This is a genomic window from Streptomyces sp. NBC_01232 (assembly GCF_035989885.1).
In the GTDB taxonomy this organism is placed as follows: domain Bacteria; phylum Actinomycetota; class Actinomycetes; order Streptomycetales; family Streptomycetaceae; genus Streptomyces.
Genome location: NZ_CP108518.1, coordinates 6,335,021 through 6,349,408, shown reverse-complemented (window position 1 = coordinate 6,349,408; position 14,388 = coordinate 6,335,021). Strand labels below are relative to the sequence as shown.

Genomic DNA, 14,388 nt, shown 5'->3' with positions numbered 1-14,388 from the left:
GGGCTCGCGCGCGCCACGAAACCGTTCGGGCCCTTCCCCCGGCGACGTGCGGCGCGGCCCTGCCACCGGGCCCCGGACAAAAACCGGTTGACCGGAAGGACACCGTCTGCAGATGATCGCGACGGCGACGAGGCGGAGCCCTGCCGGAGGAGTGCTCGTGACCACGGAGGAACAGACGGCCGTGCACGCGGCCATGGTCGCGGCCGGCGCCGACCGCCGGCCGGGCGGCCGGACCCGTACGTTCCACGCACTGCTCGAGGGCTGGGGCGTCGAGGTGGCGGGCGTGGAGGAGGGCTACGCGTGGTGCGGGCCCGAATTCGACAACGACATCTCGTGCCGGAGCACGCTGGCCGACGTCTGGCCGCTGCTGCCCCCGCGCGTGCGGTCGGCCCGGCAGCCCAGGCTGGACGAGCTCGACGAGCGGTTCCGCGCGGCGACGATCGAATGGCCCGGCCGCGGCGGCGAGGAGCAGTGGTGGATGTGGCGCATCCCCCGGCTGCTGGTGATCGAGCCCGGGGACCCCTACGAAGGCGGCTGGCCGGCGGGCTGGACGATGATGCCCTTCCCCAAGCCGGACTCCGTCCGGGTCATCACCTGACCCGCGCGCAGGTCCGGCCGTTCGGTTCGCCACGGCGGACATCACTGTGGTGACGAGGAGTGCGGAGATGACGCCGAGGCCGTCGGTCGACGAGGCCGTGGGACTGCTGGAGGGTGAACTGCGGTCCGCGCGGCGGGCGCTCGCCGGCCCCGGGACGGAGGAGGCCTGGCTCGCCTTCCTCCGCTTCGGCCGCCGCCCGTTCGACGTACCGGACGCCCCTGACGCCGACGGCCTGCTGTTCCAGTACGGGACCCACTCGTTCGACGGCCCGGCGATGTTCACGCTGGACCTGGCGCGGCAGTTCGAGGTCTGCGACGACGGCGGCGATCACGACCACTACGTGCAGGTCCACTGCGAGCTGCGCTACCGGCCCGCCCCCGCCCTTCAGGCCCTGGGAAGCTTCGGGTCCTGGTTCTTCCACGACTCCGGTGACGATCTCGACGCGTGGGCACGGGAGCTGACGGGGCGGCCGGCCTGGACGACGGTCGGCGCGCTCCGGCCCGCCGGGATCAGGGTGTACGGGGAGCAGGTCTAAGCCGCGGGCGCGGGCGCGGCGAAGGCGCCGAGGGGCACGGCGAGGAGGGCGAGGACGTGGTCCGCCTCCGGGACCAGCGCGGCCTCGATCTCGTCGTCGGTGCGGCCCGCGAGCGTGAGTTCCTGGATGCGCCGGAACAACAGCCGGTCGGCCGCGGCGATCAGGGCGGCGGCGGCCCGGGGAGCGATTCCGTCGGCCTCCTGCGGCGCGGCGGCCGCCAGGGCTCGGGCCAGCTCCTCCTCCCGCCGGTCGTGCAGTTCGCGCAGGCGGGCGGTGAGGGTGGGGCTCGCGGCGACCATACGGGCGAAGTCGGGGCCGGTGAATCCGGCGACCGGGCTGTGTTCGGCCAGCGCGGAGCGGAGCACCCGCCCCACGGCGGCGAGCGGCCCTTCCCCCGAGCCGCGGCCCGCGACCGCGTCGGCCAGGGTCCGGGTGAAGGCCTCGTGGTGGTCGAGGGCGAGGTCCTCCTTGCGCGGGAAGTAGTTGGTGACCGTCTTCTTGGCGACGCGGGCCGCGGCGGCGATCTCGGCGATGGTCGTCTCTTCGAAGCCCTGCTCCATGAAGAGCCGGGTGGCGCGGTCGGAGATCAGCTGCCTGGTCTCCTGCTTCTTGGACTCACGGAGTCCCGTCTCGGCAGTCATGAGGAAATCTTACACTCGTAGCAAAATTATGCTTGACCGACCCATCGCGGTCCGCTTAAAGTTACGTCCGTCGTAAAGTTCGCCCAAGCCTGCCTCAGGAGCCGCGTGCACGTCACCACTTCCACCCTGTCCCTGACCGTCGACGACGTGGACGCCTCCCGCGCGTTCTTCTGCACCCACCTCGGCTATCAGGTCGCCATGGCCGATGACGGCTTCGCCTCCCTGACCCGCGAGGACGCCGCCGCCGACATCGTGCTGCTGCGCCGCGGCATCGAGGTCCTCCCGCCCGAGCAGCGCGACCAGCGGGCGTCCGGCCTGATCCTGGCGCTCACCGTCACCGGCCTCGCGGCGGAGGAAGCCCGCCTGCGCGCCGAGGGCGCCCCCATCACGATGCCCCTGCGCGAAGAGCCCTGGGGCGAGCGCCTGTTCCAGCTGACCGACCCGAACGGCATCGTCGTCCAGCTGGTCGAATGGAACACCCCGGCCTGAGACGGGCCGCAGACACGACAGGACGGCCGCTACCGGGTTCGGTGGCGGCCGTCCTGTGTGTCCCGTGTGTCCTGTGTTCCGGGGCCCGCGCCTCGCGCGCCCCCGGACCTCCGTCGGGGTCAGGCCTCCGTCGGGGTCAGGCGCAGGGAGATGCTGTTGATGCAGTACCGCTGGTCCGTGGGGGTCGGGTAGCCCTCGCCCTCGAAGACGTGGCCCAGGTGGGAGCCGCACTTCGCGCAGCGGACCTCGGTGCGGACCATGCCGTGCGAGGTGTCCGCGATCAGTTCGACCGCGTCGGTGTCCTTGGGGTCGAAGAAGGACGGCCAGCCGCAGTGCGACTCGAACTTCTCCGACGAGCGGAACAGCTCGGACCCGCAGCCGCGGCAGGAGTAGACGCCCTCCGTCTTGGTGTCCGTGTACTCACCGCGGAAGGCCGGCTCCGTGCCCGCCAGGCGCAGGACCTGGTACTCGGACGGGGTCAGCTCCGCCTGCCACTGCTCGTCCGTCTTCTCGACCTCGTACGACATGACTCTCCCGCTCCCTCGTACCTTCAGCTCGACAGCCGGGCGAGGATGGCCGGACCGAGGTCCGTGACGTCACCCGCGCCCATGGTGAGAACGAGATCGCCGGGCTTGGCCATTCCCGCGATGGCGTCGGCGACGGCCGCTTTGTCGTGCTCGGCACTCACGTCGGCGCCAGCGGTGCGTGCGGCCGCGATGATCAGCTCGCTGGTGACGCCGGGGATCGGGTCCTCGCGGGCCGGGTAGATGTCCAGGACCAGAGAGGCGTCGGCCAGCGCCAGCGACTGGCCCATCTCCTTGCCCAGCTCCTGGGTGCGGGAGAAGAGGTGCGGCTGGAAGACGACCAGGATCCGGGAGTCCCCGGCGGCGCCGCGGATGGCCTCCAGGTCGGCGGTCATCTCGGTGGGGTGGTGCGCGTAGGAGTCGATGACCTGGACGCCCGCGGCCTCTCCCTTGAGCTGGAGGCGGCGCTTGACGCCGGTGTACTTGCCGAGCGCGCTCGCCAGGTTGTGCGCCGGGATGCCGAGGGCCACGCCCGCGGCGAGGGCCGCGACGGCGTTGTGCGCGTAGTGGCGGCCGGGGACCGAGACGGTGAAGGTGAGCATCCGGCCGTCCAGGATCACGGTGACCTCGCTGGTCAGGCCGCGCGGGGTGATCTTGGTGATGCGGACGTCGGCGCCCTCCTCCTCGCCGTACGTGACGACGGTGAGGCCCTCCCGGCCCGCGACGCGGCGGGCGATCTCGGCGGCGCCCTCCTGGCCGTGGGCGACGACGAGGGTGCCGCCGGGCACGACCTTGCCGACGAAGGTCTCGAAGGACTCGTAGATCTCCTCGATGGAGGCGTAGTTCGCGTGGTGGTCGAGCTCCGCGTTGAGGATGATCGCGACCTGCGGGGTGTACTTGTGGAAGGTGCGGTCGCTCTCGTCCGCCTCGGCGACGAAGATGTCGCCCTCGCCGTGGTGGGCGTTGGAGCCGGGCGCGTCCAGGTCGCCGCCGATGGCGTACGAGGGGTCCAGGCCCAGGGCCGAGAGGGACACCGCCAGCATCGAGGTGGTGGTGGTCTTGCCGTGCGTGCCGGCGACGGCGATCGGGCGCAGCCCGTCCATCAGTGCGGCGAGGCCGTCGGAACGGTGCACGACGGGGATGCCCAGCTCGGCGGCGCGGGCCAGCTCGGGGTTGTCGGCGCGGATGGCGCTGGAGACGACCACGCAGGTGGAGTCGGCGGCGAGGTTGCCGGCCGCGTGTCCGCCGTGGACCGTGACGCCGTGGGCGCGCAGCGCCTCGGCGGTCTCGGAGTCACCGCGGGAGTCGCTGCCGGCGACCTGGGCTCCGCGCTGGGCCAGGATCTTCGCGATGCCGGACATGCCGGCGCCGCCGATGCCGATGAAGTGGGGCCGTTCCATGGCGGTCGGCAGGCCGGGCTTCATTCAGGTCGCTCCAGGATCGTGTTGCTTGCGGGTGCGCGTGAGGCTCTGACTGGCCCCAAGCCTATTCGTTGTGGGCGAAGAGCTTGAGCACGGGAACGCCGACCTTGTGGCGGGCGCGGGAGGCCCAGTCCCGGTGGAAGAACTCCTCCACGAAGTGCGGGGCGGTCAGGACGATCACCTCGTCGGCGCCGTGCTCTTCCACGACGGACTTCAGTTTGTCGAGCGGGTGGTCCTCGACGAGCTGCCCGACGGCCTTGGCGCCCTTGGCGCGCAGTGCGTTCAGGGAGTGCGCGAGGGCGTGCGCGGCGGGGCCGAGGGCGGCCTCGCCCTCGGGTTCGTCGCCCTCGCGGATGGCCTCGGGGAGCTCGCCGAGCGCCACGTCGTCGATGGCGCGCAGCAGTCGGTCCTGGTCGCCCCGGGGTTGCATGAGGACGATGAAGGAGACCGCGTCGTCCCCGTGCAGGGTGGTGACGAAGTCCACGTCCACCGTGGTCAGCGGCTGCTCAATCATCAAAACGCTCGTGAACACGGACGCCCTCTCCTTCATGGGCCGAGGCCGGCCGGCCGGCCCCTGCGGAAACCATCCTGCCCCGCTGTCGCACGGGGCCCTGCGCAGACATACCTGCCCAGTTATGTGCCCGGCGGAAGCAAAGCGGAACGACAAATTCCGCGCCTTGTCAGATCCGACGGTAGCTCGTGAAGAGGAACCCGGCCTCTTCCAGTACGCAGGCGGGCGCGAGCCGGTGCGGAACCGTGACGGAGGGCCCGCCGGAGATCCGCTGGGCACCGCCGGCGGTGAGCATCGGGGAGATCGTCAGGCACAGCTCATCCAGGGCGTCGGCGGCCACGAACTGGCCCAGCAGCCGCGGCCCGCCCTCGGTGAGCTGGCGGCGCAGTCCCCGCGCGGCCAGCTCCCGCACCGCCCGGGCGACGTCCACGGCCGCGCCGTCACCGGCCACCACGACCTCGGCACCGGCCCCCACGGCCTCCTCCACCCTGGCGGCGGGCGCGGCGGCTCCGGTGACCACCAGGGTCGGCACCAGCGGGGAGGTGAACAGCGGCAGCGAGAAGTCCAGGTCCATGCTCGCGGTGACCACGGCGATGGCGGGGGCCGGGCCCTGCCCGGAGGCGGCACGGCGGGCGGCGAAGGCCTCCCGGGCGCGGGCCGGTCGGTAGCCCTCCTGGCGAACCGTTTCCGCGCCGACGACCACCACATCGGCCAGCGCCCGCAGGGTGCCGAAGATCCGCATGTCGCTCTCGCCGGAGATCGGCTGCGAGCGGCCGTCGTGCTGGGCGGCCCCGTCCAGAGTGGAGACCATGTTCGCCCGGAGCCAGTGCGCCGGGCCGTCGGCCCCCAGCGCGGGGTACGCGTAGGCGTCCGCCAGCTCGTCGAGCGACCACTCCCGGTCGGCCCGGTCCTGGGGCGAGGCTGATGTCTGATCGGTCACAGGGAACAGGCGTCGCATCGGTGCAGTGTGCCACGCCCCGTAGAGTTAAGAGCTGTGTCAACATCTCTCTCCACCTCCGGTTACACCTCCGGCCGGCCCCCCATAGCCGACGCGGGCCCCCAGGCCCTGTGCGCGCGCGAACCGCGGGTGCCCGCCGAGCGGCTGGTGGCCGAGATGGTCCCGCCGCCGCGGTTCGACTCGGTGCGCTTCGACACGTACAACCCGGACCCGACCCAGCCGAGCCAGTCCGAGGCCGTCACCGTCCTGAGCGGCTTCGCCGCCGGTCTGGGCGGGGCGCACGCCAGTGGCGCCGGCAAGAAGCGCTGGTTCTCCAAGAAGCCCGCCGCCCCCACCGGTCCGCGCGGGGTCTACCTCGACGGCGGCTACGGCGTCGGCAAGACCCACCTGCTGGCCTCCCTCTGGCACGCCACCCCGGCCGAGCCCGCGCTCAAGGCCTTCGGCACCTTCGTGGAGCTGACCAACCTGGTCGGCGCGCTCGGCTTCCAGCAGACCGTGCAGACCCTGGGCGGACACCGGCTGCTGTGCATCGACGAGTTCGAGCTGGACGACCCGGGCGACACCGTACTGGTGTCCTCGCTGCTCAGCCGCCTCGTCGAGCAGGGCGTGGCGCTCGCCGCCACCTCCAACACGCTGCCCGGCAAGCTCGGCGAGGGCCGCTTCGCCGCCGCCGACTTCCTGCGCGAGATCCAGGGGCTCTCGGCTCACTTCCGGCCGCTGCGGATCGACGGCCAGGACTACCGTCACCGCGGTCTGCCGGAGGCTCCGGCGCCGTTCTCCGACGAGCAGGTCACCAAGGCCGCGTACGCGACCGAGGGCGCGAGCCTGGACGATTTCCCCGGGCTGCTCGAACACCTGGCCCGGGTGCACCCGAGCCGCTACGGCGGGCTGACCGACGGCATCACGGCGGTCTGCCTGACCGATGTCGGCCCGGTGCCGGACCAGTCGACGGCACTGCGCCTGGTGGTACTGGCCGACCGGCTGTACGACCGGGAGATCCCGGTCCTGGCCTCCGGGGTGCCCTTCGATCAGCTGTTCAGTGACGAGATGCTGAACGGCGGCTACCGGAAGAAGTACTTCCGCGCCATATCGCGGCTCACCGCGCTGGCGCGCGACGCGAAGCCCCTGGTCTCCCAGTAGGTTTGGGGACGGCGGGGACCTTCGGGTACTCCGGCCGTTCCCACTTCTACGAAGGGATCCACCATGGCCGCCACACGCAACGCACACGCCGTCTGGGAAGGCGACCTGTTCGAGGGCAAGGGCGTCGTCACCCTCGACTCGTCCGGCCTCGGCAGCTACCCGGTCTCCTGGCCCGCGCGCACCGACGAGGCCGCAAACGGGCGGACCAGCCCGGAGGAGCTCATCGCCGCCGCGCACTCCAGCTGCTTCAACATGGCCTTCTCGAACGTCCTGGCGAAGGCGGGCAACCCGCCGGCCAAGCTGACCACTTCGGCCGCCGTCACCTTCGTGCCCGGCAAGGGCATCACCGGCATCCACCTCACCACCGAGGGCGAGGTGCCGGGCCTGGACGCCGACGCGTTCACCGCCGCGGCCGAGGACGCAAAGGCGAACTGCCCGGTCAGCCAGGCGCTGACGGGCACCACGATCACCCTGAGCGCCAAGCTCGTCTGATCCTCCCGCTTCCGCTCCGGCGGGGGCGCGGGCCGCGGGGTGCGGCCCGCGCCCCCGTCAGGCGGTCGCCAGCTGCGGGATCAGGCGCATCGCGTTGTCGTGGTAGATCCCCCGCAGTTGCTCCGGGGTGAAGGCCGGATCCGCTTCGAGGGCGGGCAGGGCCAGTTCGGTCACCGTGTCGGCGGGGGCGGCGGGCCAGTCGGTGCCGAAGAGGATGTGGTCGGCCGGCACATGCTCCAGCAGGGTCGCGGCGGGCGCCATGGGCCCTGCGGTGTCGTAGTAGAAGCGGCCCAGGTGGTCACGGACGGCCGCGGGTTCGACGCGCGGATCGCAGAACCGGCCCAGGGCCTGCAGGCGCGTCGCGATGTACGGCAGGAAGCCGCCGGCGTGCGGCAGGACGACGGAGAGGTCCGGGAAGCGGTCCAGCGTCCTCCTGCTGATCATGTTCACGGCGGCCCGTGTGGTGTCCAGCAGGAAGTCGCACATGAAGTTGGGGATGCCCGGGACCGTCGGCGCACCCGGCGCACCCGGCGCACCGGGGCCGCCGGAGCCACCGGGCGGCCCGTCGGGCAGGTTGTGCGGGTGGGTGTCCACCACGGCGGCGCGTTCGTTCAGCTCGTGGAACAGCCGGTCGTAGGCGGGATCCCCGAGGTAGACGCCCCCGTAGTTGGCCGTCACGTTCACGCCGACGGCGCCGAGCTGCCCGAGCCCGCGGCGCACGGCCCAGGACGACGCGTCCGGGTCGTCCAGGAAGAGCGGCACGTAGAACGAGAACCGCCCCGGATGCGACTGCGCCACCTCGGTCATCGACTGCAGCGTGATGTTGATGGCCTCGCGCAGCTGCGCCGACGAGCGGTAGCGGGCCGGCAGCATCGGCTTGAGGACGGCGGTGGTGATACCGGTGTCGTCCATGAAGCGGATCGCCGCCTCGGTGTCGAGCCGGGTCCACGGCGGCAGCCGCTCCGGATCGATCAGTCCGTGGTGCGCGGCCCAGTCGCGCCACTGCGGCGCGCAGAAGTGATGGTGCATGTCGATCTTCGAATGGACCGCGCCGGCCGCGTCCTGCCCGCCGGGTGGAGAAGATCCGTGCGCGACCCGGATGATCTCGCTGGTGCCCACCGCGGCGATGCGCAGTCCGTCCGCCGGCGTTCCCAGGAGGCGTACCGCGGAAGTCCCCACGGAAGCGGAAGTGCTCACGGATTCCGTCATGCCAATCCACCGTCCATCGGGTCTGGGTTACTTTCCGGAGGCCACGGAGGCCAGTTCCGCTTCGCCCGGGTCCCCGTCGGGGCGCGCCGGGTCGAGGACGAGCCGGAGGTGTTCGAGGCCCCGGAACGCCGGCACCGGCCCCTTGAGCCACGCCCTCCCGGTCTCCTGCGCGTCGGCCAACTCCATGTCCGGGAAATCCCGCAGCAGACAGGCGAGCGCGATCTCGAGTTCGAGCCGCGCCAGCGGCGCCCCCAGGCAGTAGTGGGTTCCGTGTCCGAAGCCCAGGTGCGTGCCCTGGAGTCCCTCGCGCGTCACGTCCAGTTCGTCGGGGAGGTCGAACTTCTCCGGGTCCCGGTTGGCCGAGGAGATCGCGATCTGCACGAGGGAGCCCCGGGGGATCGGCGTGCCGCGGATCTCGGCGTCCTGCGCCGCGTACCGGAACGTCGACGTCTCGACCGATCCCTCGAAGCGCAGCATCTCCTCGACCGCGCGCGGGACGAGCGCGGGGTCCCTGCGGAGCTTCGCCGCCTGATCGGGGTGCAGCAGCAGGTTGAGGACGGAATTGCCGATCTGGTAGGCGGTCGTCTTGTGGCCCGCGAAGAAAAGGACCCACAACGACGCGACCAGTTCGGCGTCCTCCAGCGGTTCCTCCGCCCGGATGAGGTCGCTGAGGAAGGAGTCGCACGGGTGGTCGCGGGTGTCCGAGATCAGCCGCTCCAGCCGGTGCTGGAGGCGCTCCTCGGCCGCCTTCAGCTCCGCCTTCCTGCTGGGATCGAACCGGGAGCGGGTCACCACCGCGAACTGTTCCAGGATCTCCGGGCGGTCCTCCTGCGGAATGCCCATCAGCTCGCACAGGACCGCGACGGGCAGCGGGAACGCGAACGCCGCCATCAGGTCGACCGTGCCCGCCCTGCGGCATTCGGCGAGGATGCCCTCGGCGATCTCGGTGATCCTCGGGCGCATCTCCTCCACCCGCCGGGGGGTGAAGGCGCTCCGCAGGATGCGGCGCAGCCGGGTGTGCCGGGGCGGGTCCGAGAAGAGCACGTTGTCGTCGAGCGCGTCGAAGAAGCTGCCGTAGACGGCGTGGTACGTGTCGATGGCCCCGCGCATGTTCTTGCTGAACCGGGGATCGGACAGCGCCTCGCGGGCGTCGTCGTGACGGGTGATCAGGAAGGTGTCGATCCCGTGGGGCGGGGTCAGCCGGCACACCGGGGCCTGCTCCCGCAGGGCGGCGTACATCGGATGGGGGCACTGCCGGTACTCGGGCGCGCCCCTGGACACGGCCGACACGATGTCGTGCAGCTCGCCGCCGCCGTTCGGTGCCGCATCCTGCTGCGCCATGATCCGCACCCTCCGTCGTACTCGTCCGCTCGGGACAACAGCGGTTCCCCGTACGGAGGCGTCGTGAAACGGCGCGCTTCCCGTTCGAGTGAGCCGGCCGGGCCGGGGGCCGGGGTGGGTCCGGCCGGCCGTCAGCCGATCGGCGGTCGTCCGTCCGGGCCGAGTGTGTGGCGGGTGCGGCGGCCCGGGGAAGGGCTGCAGGTGCCCCAGCCAGCCCGTCACAAGGAGCCCGCGCATGGCACGCCGTCTCGCCCCGGCCCTCACCGCAGTCGCCTCGCTCACCCTGGCCGCCCTCGCCGCTCCCCCCGCCACGGCGGACCATGGCCCCGGCCGGGCCCTGGGCGACCGGGCCCTCGTGTACGCGGCGACCGCCAGGTTCCAGCTGCACGCCAACGCCGTGGCGGCGGGCTACAAGCCCGACCAGTACTGCGTCGTCGACAAGGCGGGCACCGGCGCGCTCGGTTACCCGCACTTCAACCACAAGTACGACAACTCCGTCGACCCGGCGAAGCCCGCCGCACTGTTCTACGAGGACGACGGGCGCGGCGGAAAGCGGCTCGTCGCGGTCCAGTGGCTGGTCTACGACCGCGATCAGAAGGTGACGACGGACGACGACCGCCCCACGATGTTCGGCACCGCCTTCCAGGGCCCCCGGCCCGGCAACTTCCCCGGTCAGCCGGTGCACTACGCCCTCCACATGTGGCTGTGGAAGAAGAATCCCGGCGGTCTGTTCACGACCTTCAACAAGGCGGTGAACTGCCTTCCGGGCACCACCCGCCCCAAGCCGGCCGCCTGATGCCGCCCGTGCGGCCACCGGTGTCCGTCACCCGGCGCAGCCTGCTCGCCGCGGGCGGGATCGTCTTCAGCGGGGCGCTCGGCGCGCTGTTCGCCGGGGGTGACTCCCTCGCCGCCCGGGCCCCCCGGGCTCCGCGGGCCACCGGCGGCTACGGGCCGCTGGTGGCCGATCCGCGCGGGCTTCTCGACCTGCCCGCGGGGTTCACGTACCGGGTGCTGTCACGGGCGGGCCGGCCGCTGCGCTCCGGCGAGGGCGCGGTGCCGGCCAACTGCGACGGCATGGCCGCCTTCGAGGCGGGCGGCGGGCGTGTGCGGCTGGTCCGGAACCACGAGAACCGCACCACCGCCGCCCTGCGCGTTCCCGCCGTACGGGGACTGACGTACGACCCCGGGGCCCTCGGCGGCTGCACCGCGCTGGAGCTCGACGCGGACGGGCGGGTCACCGGCGAGCGGGTCGCCCTCGCCGGCACCGCCGTCAACTGCGCGGGCGGCCGCACCCCTTGGAACACCTGGCTGAGCTGCGAGGAGACCGAGGACCGCGCGGGCACTTCCGGCTACACCCGGGACCACGGCTACGTCTTCGAGGTGGACCCGGCCGACCCGCACCGCTCGGGCGCGGTCCCGCTGACCGCGATGGGCCGCTTCGCTCACGAGGCCGTCGCCGTGGACCCGTACCGCGGGGTCGTCTACGAGACCGAGGACGCCTTCGTCCGCCCGTTCGGGCTCTTCTACCGGTTCCTGCCCGAGCGGCCGCTCGGCGGGCTCGGCTCGTTGCGGGCGGGGGGCCGGCTGGAGGCCCTGCGCGTACCGGGGCTGGCGGACCTGGCGGTCGTGGACGAGCCCGGGTCCCGGTTCCCGGTGGAATGGGTGCCCGTACCGGACCCCTCGGCGGCCGGGACGCCGATCCGGCTGCAGGACTTCGGGCCGGGCGGAATCACCCACGCGCAGAAACTGGAGGGCTGCTACTGGGGCGACGGCGGGGTCCACTTCGTGTCCAGCTTCGCCCGCAGCGGCGAGGGAGCGGCCGGCGACCACCACGGGCAGGTCTGGTTCTACGATCCGCGGAACTCCGTGCTGCGGCTGGACGTGGTCTTCGGCCCGGCCGCCGACATCGCGCTGCCCGGGGACTCCCCCGACAACATCTGCCTGGCCCCGGACGGCGGACTGATGGTGTGCGAGGACGGCGGCGGGGCGCAGTACGTCCTCGGGGTGACGGTGGACGGCGAGGTCTACCCGATGGCCCGCAACGCCGAGGACATCGGACAGCCGGGGGCCCCGGAGTGGGGGGAGTTCGCCGGGGTCACCTTCTCCCCGGACGGGCGGACGATGTACGCGAACGCCTACGCGCCGGGGACCACGTTCGCGGTGACGGGGCCCTGGCGCTGATCTCGCGCTCCCGTTCGGTCTGCTGGAAGATCGTACGGAACCGACGGGAATGGGGTGGTCAGCGATGGCCGGGAAGCAGAACGAGAAGCGGCACGAGAAGCGGAAATCGGCGAAGTCCGAGAAGTCGGAGAAGCCCGCGAAACAGGAGGGGCCCGAGAAGGCCGCGAAGGGCGGCAAGGCCGGGAAGCGGTCCGACGGCGGCGGCGACGGAGCGCGGCCGTCGCTGCGGGAGTTGCTGCGCGTGACCCCGGGCGAGCGGCCGGACCTCCGCCTCCTCGACTCCTCCGGGACCCCCGGCGGCCCCGCCGGCAAGGCGGCCGGGCTGGCCGCCACCGCCCTGCTGGCGCAGCCGCTCGCCTCTCTCCAGGAGCGGCTCTACGCGGCGAGCACCGCCGGGGACCGCCGCCGCGTCCTGCTCGTCCTGCAGGGCATGGACACCAGCGGCAAGGGCGGCACCGTCAAGCACGTGATCGGCCAGTTCAACCCCTCCGGCTGCAGGATCAAGGGCTTCAAGGCGCCCACCGAGGAGGAACAGAGCCACCCCTTCCTCTGGCGCATCAAGCAGGAGCTCCCCCTGCCGGGCGAGATCGGGATCTTCGACCGCTCCCACTACGAGGACGTGCTCATCGCCCGTGTCCGCGAGCTCGTGCCGCGCAACCGGGTGCGCAGCCGGTACGCCCAGATCAACCGGTTCGAGCAGGCCCTCGCGGACGACGGCGTGAGCGTGGTGAAGGTCTTCCTGCACATCGGCCACGAGGAGCAGCGGAGCCGGCTCCTGGCCCGGCTGGACAACCCCGACAAGCACTGGAAGTTCAACCTGGGCGACATCGCGGAGCGCAGCCTGTGGCCCGCGTACCAGGAGGCGTACGAGCTGGCGCTGGAGCGCTGTTCCACCGACGCGGCGCCCTGGTACGTCGTGCCCGCGGACCGCAAGTGGTACCGCAACTGGGCGATCAGCACCCTGCTGCTGGAGCACCTGGAGGACATCGATCCGCACTATCCGAAGGGTGACTTCGATGTCGAGGAGTGCCGCAGGCAGCTGCTGGAGGGGTGAGTTCCGCTCGACCGCCTGTCGTCCATTCTTCTGATCAGTTAGTCATATAGTTTGCGTGCGTGACCAATTCCGTACGAAAAGTAGCTGCCGCAGCTGCCGTGGCGGTGCTCGGCGCCGCCCTCGCGGGATGCGGGGGCGGCGCCGGCGCGCCGGCCGCCGGCCGCGAGGCCCGTATGGGCACCCCCGCCGCCTCCGCATCCGGATCCGCGTCGGCATCGGCATCGGCCGCCGGATCGCCCGCCGCCTCCCCGCAGGCCGGCGCCCCCGCCAAGCCCCCGACGATGGCGCCCGGCCCGAACGGCCTGGCCCCCGTCTTCGAACGGGCGAAGCAGCAGACGGACAAGACCGTGGCGCTGACCTTCGACGCCGACATGACCTCTGACCAGGGGCCGCGCGCCGCGGGCGGGGAGCACTTCGACAACCCCGCGCTGATCTCGGCCCTGCGCACCCTCAAGGTGCCCTCGACGATCTTCATGACGGGCCGCTGGGCCGAGGAGTACCCGGATCAGGCGAAGTCGATCGGCACCGACCCGAACTTCGAGATCGCGAACCACTCGTACAGCCACCACGCCTTCACCTCGCCCTGCTACGGGCTGCCCGTGCTCGACACCGCGGCCGCCCGGGCCGACGTGGACCGGGCCTTCGCCGCCTTCCGGCAGGCGGGCGCGGTCAACACCGTCCCGTACTTCCGCTTCCCGGGCGGCTGCTACGACGACCAGTCGCTGCGGGCCCTGTCCACGGCCGGGGTCACGGCCGTCCAGTGGGACGTGGTCAGCGGGGACGCCTTCGCCAAGGACCCGGTCGCCGTGGCCGAGCAGGTGCTCGCCGGGGTGAAGCCCGGCTCGGTGGTGGTCATGCACTGCACGCGCAGCGCCGCCCCGGTCACCGAGGAGGCCGTCCGGCGGATCGTCCCCGAACTGCGCAAGCGCGGCTACCGGTTCGTGAAGGTCTCCGAGCTGATCGGAAAGTAGCGCGGGCCCGGGCCGCCCTCGAACCGGCTACCCGGAGCAGGCGTTGCGCTGCGCGTCCTGCCACTCGCAGACCGGGCAGAGCACCACGCCCGGGGTGGCGACCCCGTACTCGGTGGGCCGTCCGCACTCCAGGCAGTCCGCGTACGGCGGCCCGGCCACCCGGCCTGCCGGCGCGGCGGGGGCGGGGCAGTACGACGGGGTCTCTTCCGGCCGGTCCATGCGTACGAGCCTACCCGCGGGTGGGGAACGGGCTCCGGAAAGGCCCGGGACAACTGCCGCGGGACCACTGGTAGGAAACTTTCCTTCCTGTTAGTGTCCCGGGC

The 14,388-nt window shown here is 72.2% G+C and carries 17 protein-coding genes; 9 read left to right on the top strand and 8 right to left on the bottom strand.

Annotated elements, in window-relative coordinates:
• Positions 1-157 precede the first annotated feature (157 nt).
• Together OG444_RS29340 and OG444_RS29335 are read left to right on the top strand one after the other, a co-directional pair.
• Positions 158-598: a hypothetical protein gene (locus OG444_RS29340; RefSeq protein WP_327265000.1), complete on the top strand. Its 441-nt coding sequence runs from the start codon at positions 158-160 to the stop codon at positions 596-598.
• Between the two features lie 67 nt (positions 599-665).
• A complete protein-coding gene (locus OG444_RS29335) occupies positions 666-1,133 on the top strand; it encodes a hypothetical protein (protein WP_327264999.1) in 468 nt (155 codons plus the stop codon).
• On the opposite strand, the gene OG444_RS29330 is transcribed toward OG444_RS29335, so the two are convergent.
• Entirely contained in the window at positions 1,130-1,774 is a 645-nt protein-coding gene (locus tag OG444_RS29330) for a TetR/AcrR family transcriptional regulator (protein WP_327264998.1), read from the bottom strand. The genes OG444_RS29335 and OG444_RS29330 overlap by 4 nt on opposite strands.
• Positions 1,775-1,879: 105 nt before the next feature.
• On the opposite strand from OG444_RS29330, the gene OG444_RS29325 reads away from it, so the two are divergent.
• The gene (locus tag OG444_RS29325) at positions 1,880-2,263 is read left to right on the top strand and encodes a VOC family protein (RefSeq protein ID WP_327264997.1); all 384 of its coding nucleotides are present in this window, start codon (positions 1,880-1,882) and stop codon (positions 2,261-2,263) included.
• A 119-nt stretch (positions 2,264-2,382) separates the two neighbouring features.
• Here the strand turns inward: OG444_RS29325 and msrB are convergent, their stop codons facing one another.
• The 4 genes from msrB to OG444_RS29305 all read right to left on the bottom strand — a co-directional run bounded on the left by msrB (position 2,383) and on the right by OG444_RS29305 (position 5,677).
• Positions 2,383-2,790, bottom strand: a complete 408-nt coding sequence (gene msrB, locus OG444_RS29320; protein ID WP_327264996.1) for a peptide-methionine (R)-S-oxide reductase MsrB — start codon at positions 2,788-2,790, stop codon at positions 2,383-2,385.
• Between the two features lie 23 nt (positions 2,791-2,813).
• On the bottom strand, positions 2,814-4,211 hold the full coding sequence (murC, locus tag OG444_RS29315; RefSeq protein ID WP_327264995.1) for a UDP-N-acetylmuramate--L-alanine ligase: 1,398 nt from the start codon (positions 4,209-4,211) through the stop codon (positions 2,814-2,816).
• A 61-nt stretch (positions 4,212-4,272) separates the two neighbouring features.
• Positions 4,273-4,740, bottom strand: coding sequence for an indole-3-glycerol phosphate synthase (locus tag OG444_RS29310; protein WP_327264994.1), 468 nt, complete (start codon positions 4,738-4,740; stop codon positions 4,273-4,275).
• A 148-nt stretch (positions 4,741-4,888) separates the two neighbouring features.
• The gene (locus OG444_RS29305) at positions 4,889-5,677 is read right to left on the bottom strand and encodes a pyrimidine reductase family protein (RefSeq protein ID WP_327264993.1); all 789 of its coding nucleotides are present in this window, start codon (positions 5,675-5,677) and stop codon (positions 4,889-4,891) included.
• A gap of 84 nt (positions 5,678-5,761) precedes the next feature.
• On the opposite strand from OG444_RS29305, the gene zapE reads away from it, so the two are divergent.
• Both zapE and OG444_RS29295 read left to right on the top strand, forming a co-directional pair.
• On the top strand, positions 5,762-6,817 hold the full coding sequence (gene zapE / locus OG444_RS29300; RefSeq protein ID WP_383205129.1) for a cell division protein ZapE: 1,056 nt from the start codon (positions 5,762-5,764) through the stop codon (positions 6,815-6,817).
• A 63-nt stretch (positions 6,818-6,880) separates the two neighbouring features.
• Complete coding sequence (locus tag OG444_RS29295) at positions 6,881-7,309, top strand: OsmC family protein (protein WP_314248514.1); 429 nt, start codon at positions 6,881-6,883, stop codon at positions 7,307-7,309.
• Positions 7,310-7,366: 57 nt separating this feature from the next.
• On the opposite strand, the gene OG444_RS29290 is transcribed toward OG444_RS29295, so the two are convergent.
• Positions 7,367-8,506, bottom strand: a complete 1,140-nt coding sequence (locus OG444_RS29290; RefSeq protein ID WP_327264991.1) for an amidohydrolase family protein — start codon at positions 8,504-8,506, stop codon at positions 7,367-7,369.
• Between the two features lie 39 nt (positions 8,507-8,545).
• A complete protein-coding gene (locus OG444_RS29285) occupies positions 8,546-9,859 on the bottom strand; it encodes a cytochrome P450 family protein (protein WP_327264990.1) in 1,314 nt (437 codons plus the stop codon).
• Between the two features lie 235 nt (positions 9,860-10,094).
• Here OG444_RS29285 and OG444_RS29280 point away from each other — a divergent pair, with 235 nt between their 5' ends.
• From OG444_RS29280 to OG444_RS29265, 4 genes are all read left to right on the top strand, one after another.
• Complete coding sequence (locus tag OG444_RS29280) at positions 10,095-10,655, top strand: hypothetical protein (RefSeq protein ID WP_327264989.1); 561 nt, start codon at positions 10,095-10,097, stop codon at positions 10,653-10,655.
• Positions 10,656-10,663: 8 nt separating this feature from the next.
• On the top strand, positions 10,664-12,040 hold the full coding sequence (locus OG444_RS29275) for an alkaline phosphatase PhoX (RefSeq protein ID WP_327264988.1): 1,377 nt from the start codon (positions 10,664-10,666) through the stop codon (positions 12,038-12,040).
• A 64-nt stretch (positions 12,041-12,104) separates the two neighbouring features.
• Entirely contained in the window at positions 12,105-13,094 is a 990-nt protein-coding gene (locus tag OG444_RS29270; protein ID WP_327264987.1) for a PPK2 family polyphosphate kinase, read from the top strand.
• Between the two features lie 59 nt (positions 13,095-13,153).
• On the top strand, positions 13,154-14,065 hold the full coding sequence (locus OG444_RS29265) for a polysaccharide deacetylase family protein (protein WP_327264986.1): 912 nt from the start codon (positions 13,154-13,156) through the stop codon (positions 14,063-14,065).
• A 27-nt stretch (positions 14,066-14,092) separates the two neighbouring features.
• Here OG444_RS29265 and OG444_RS29260 read toward each other — a convergent pair whose 3' ends face one another.
• Entirely contained in the window at positions 14,093-14,284 is a 192-nt protein-coding gene (locus OG444_RS29260; RefSeq protein WP_327264985.1) for a hypothetical protein, read from the bottom strand.
• Positions 14,285-14,388: the final 104 nt, after the last annotated feature.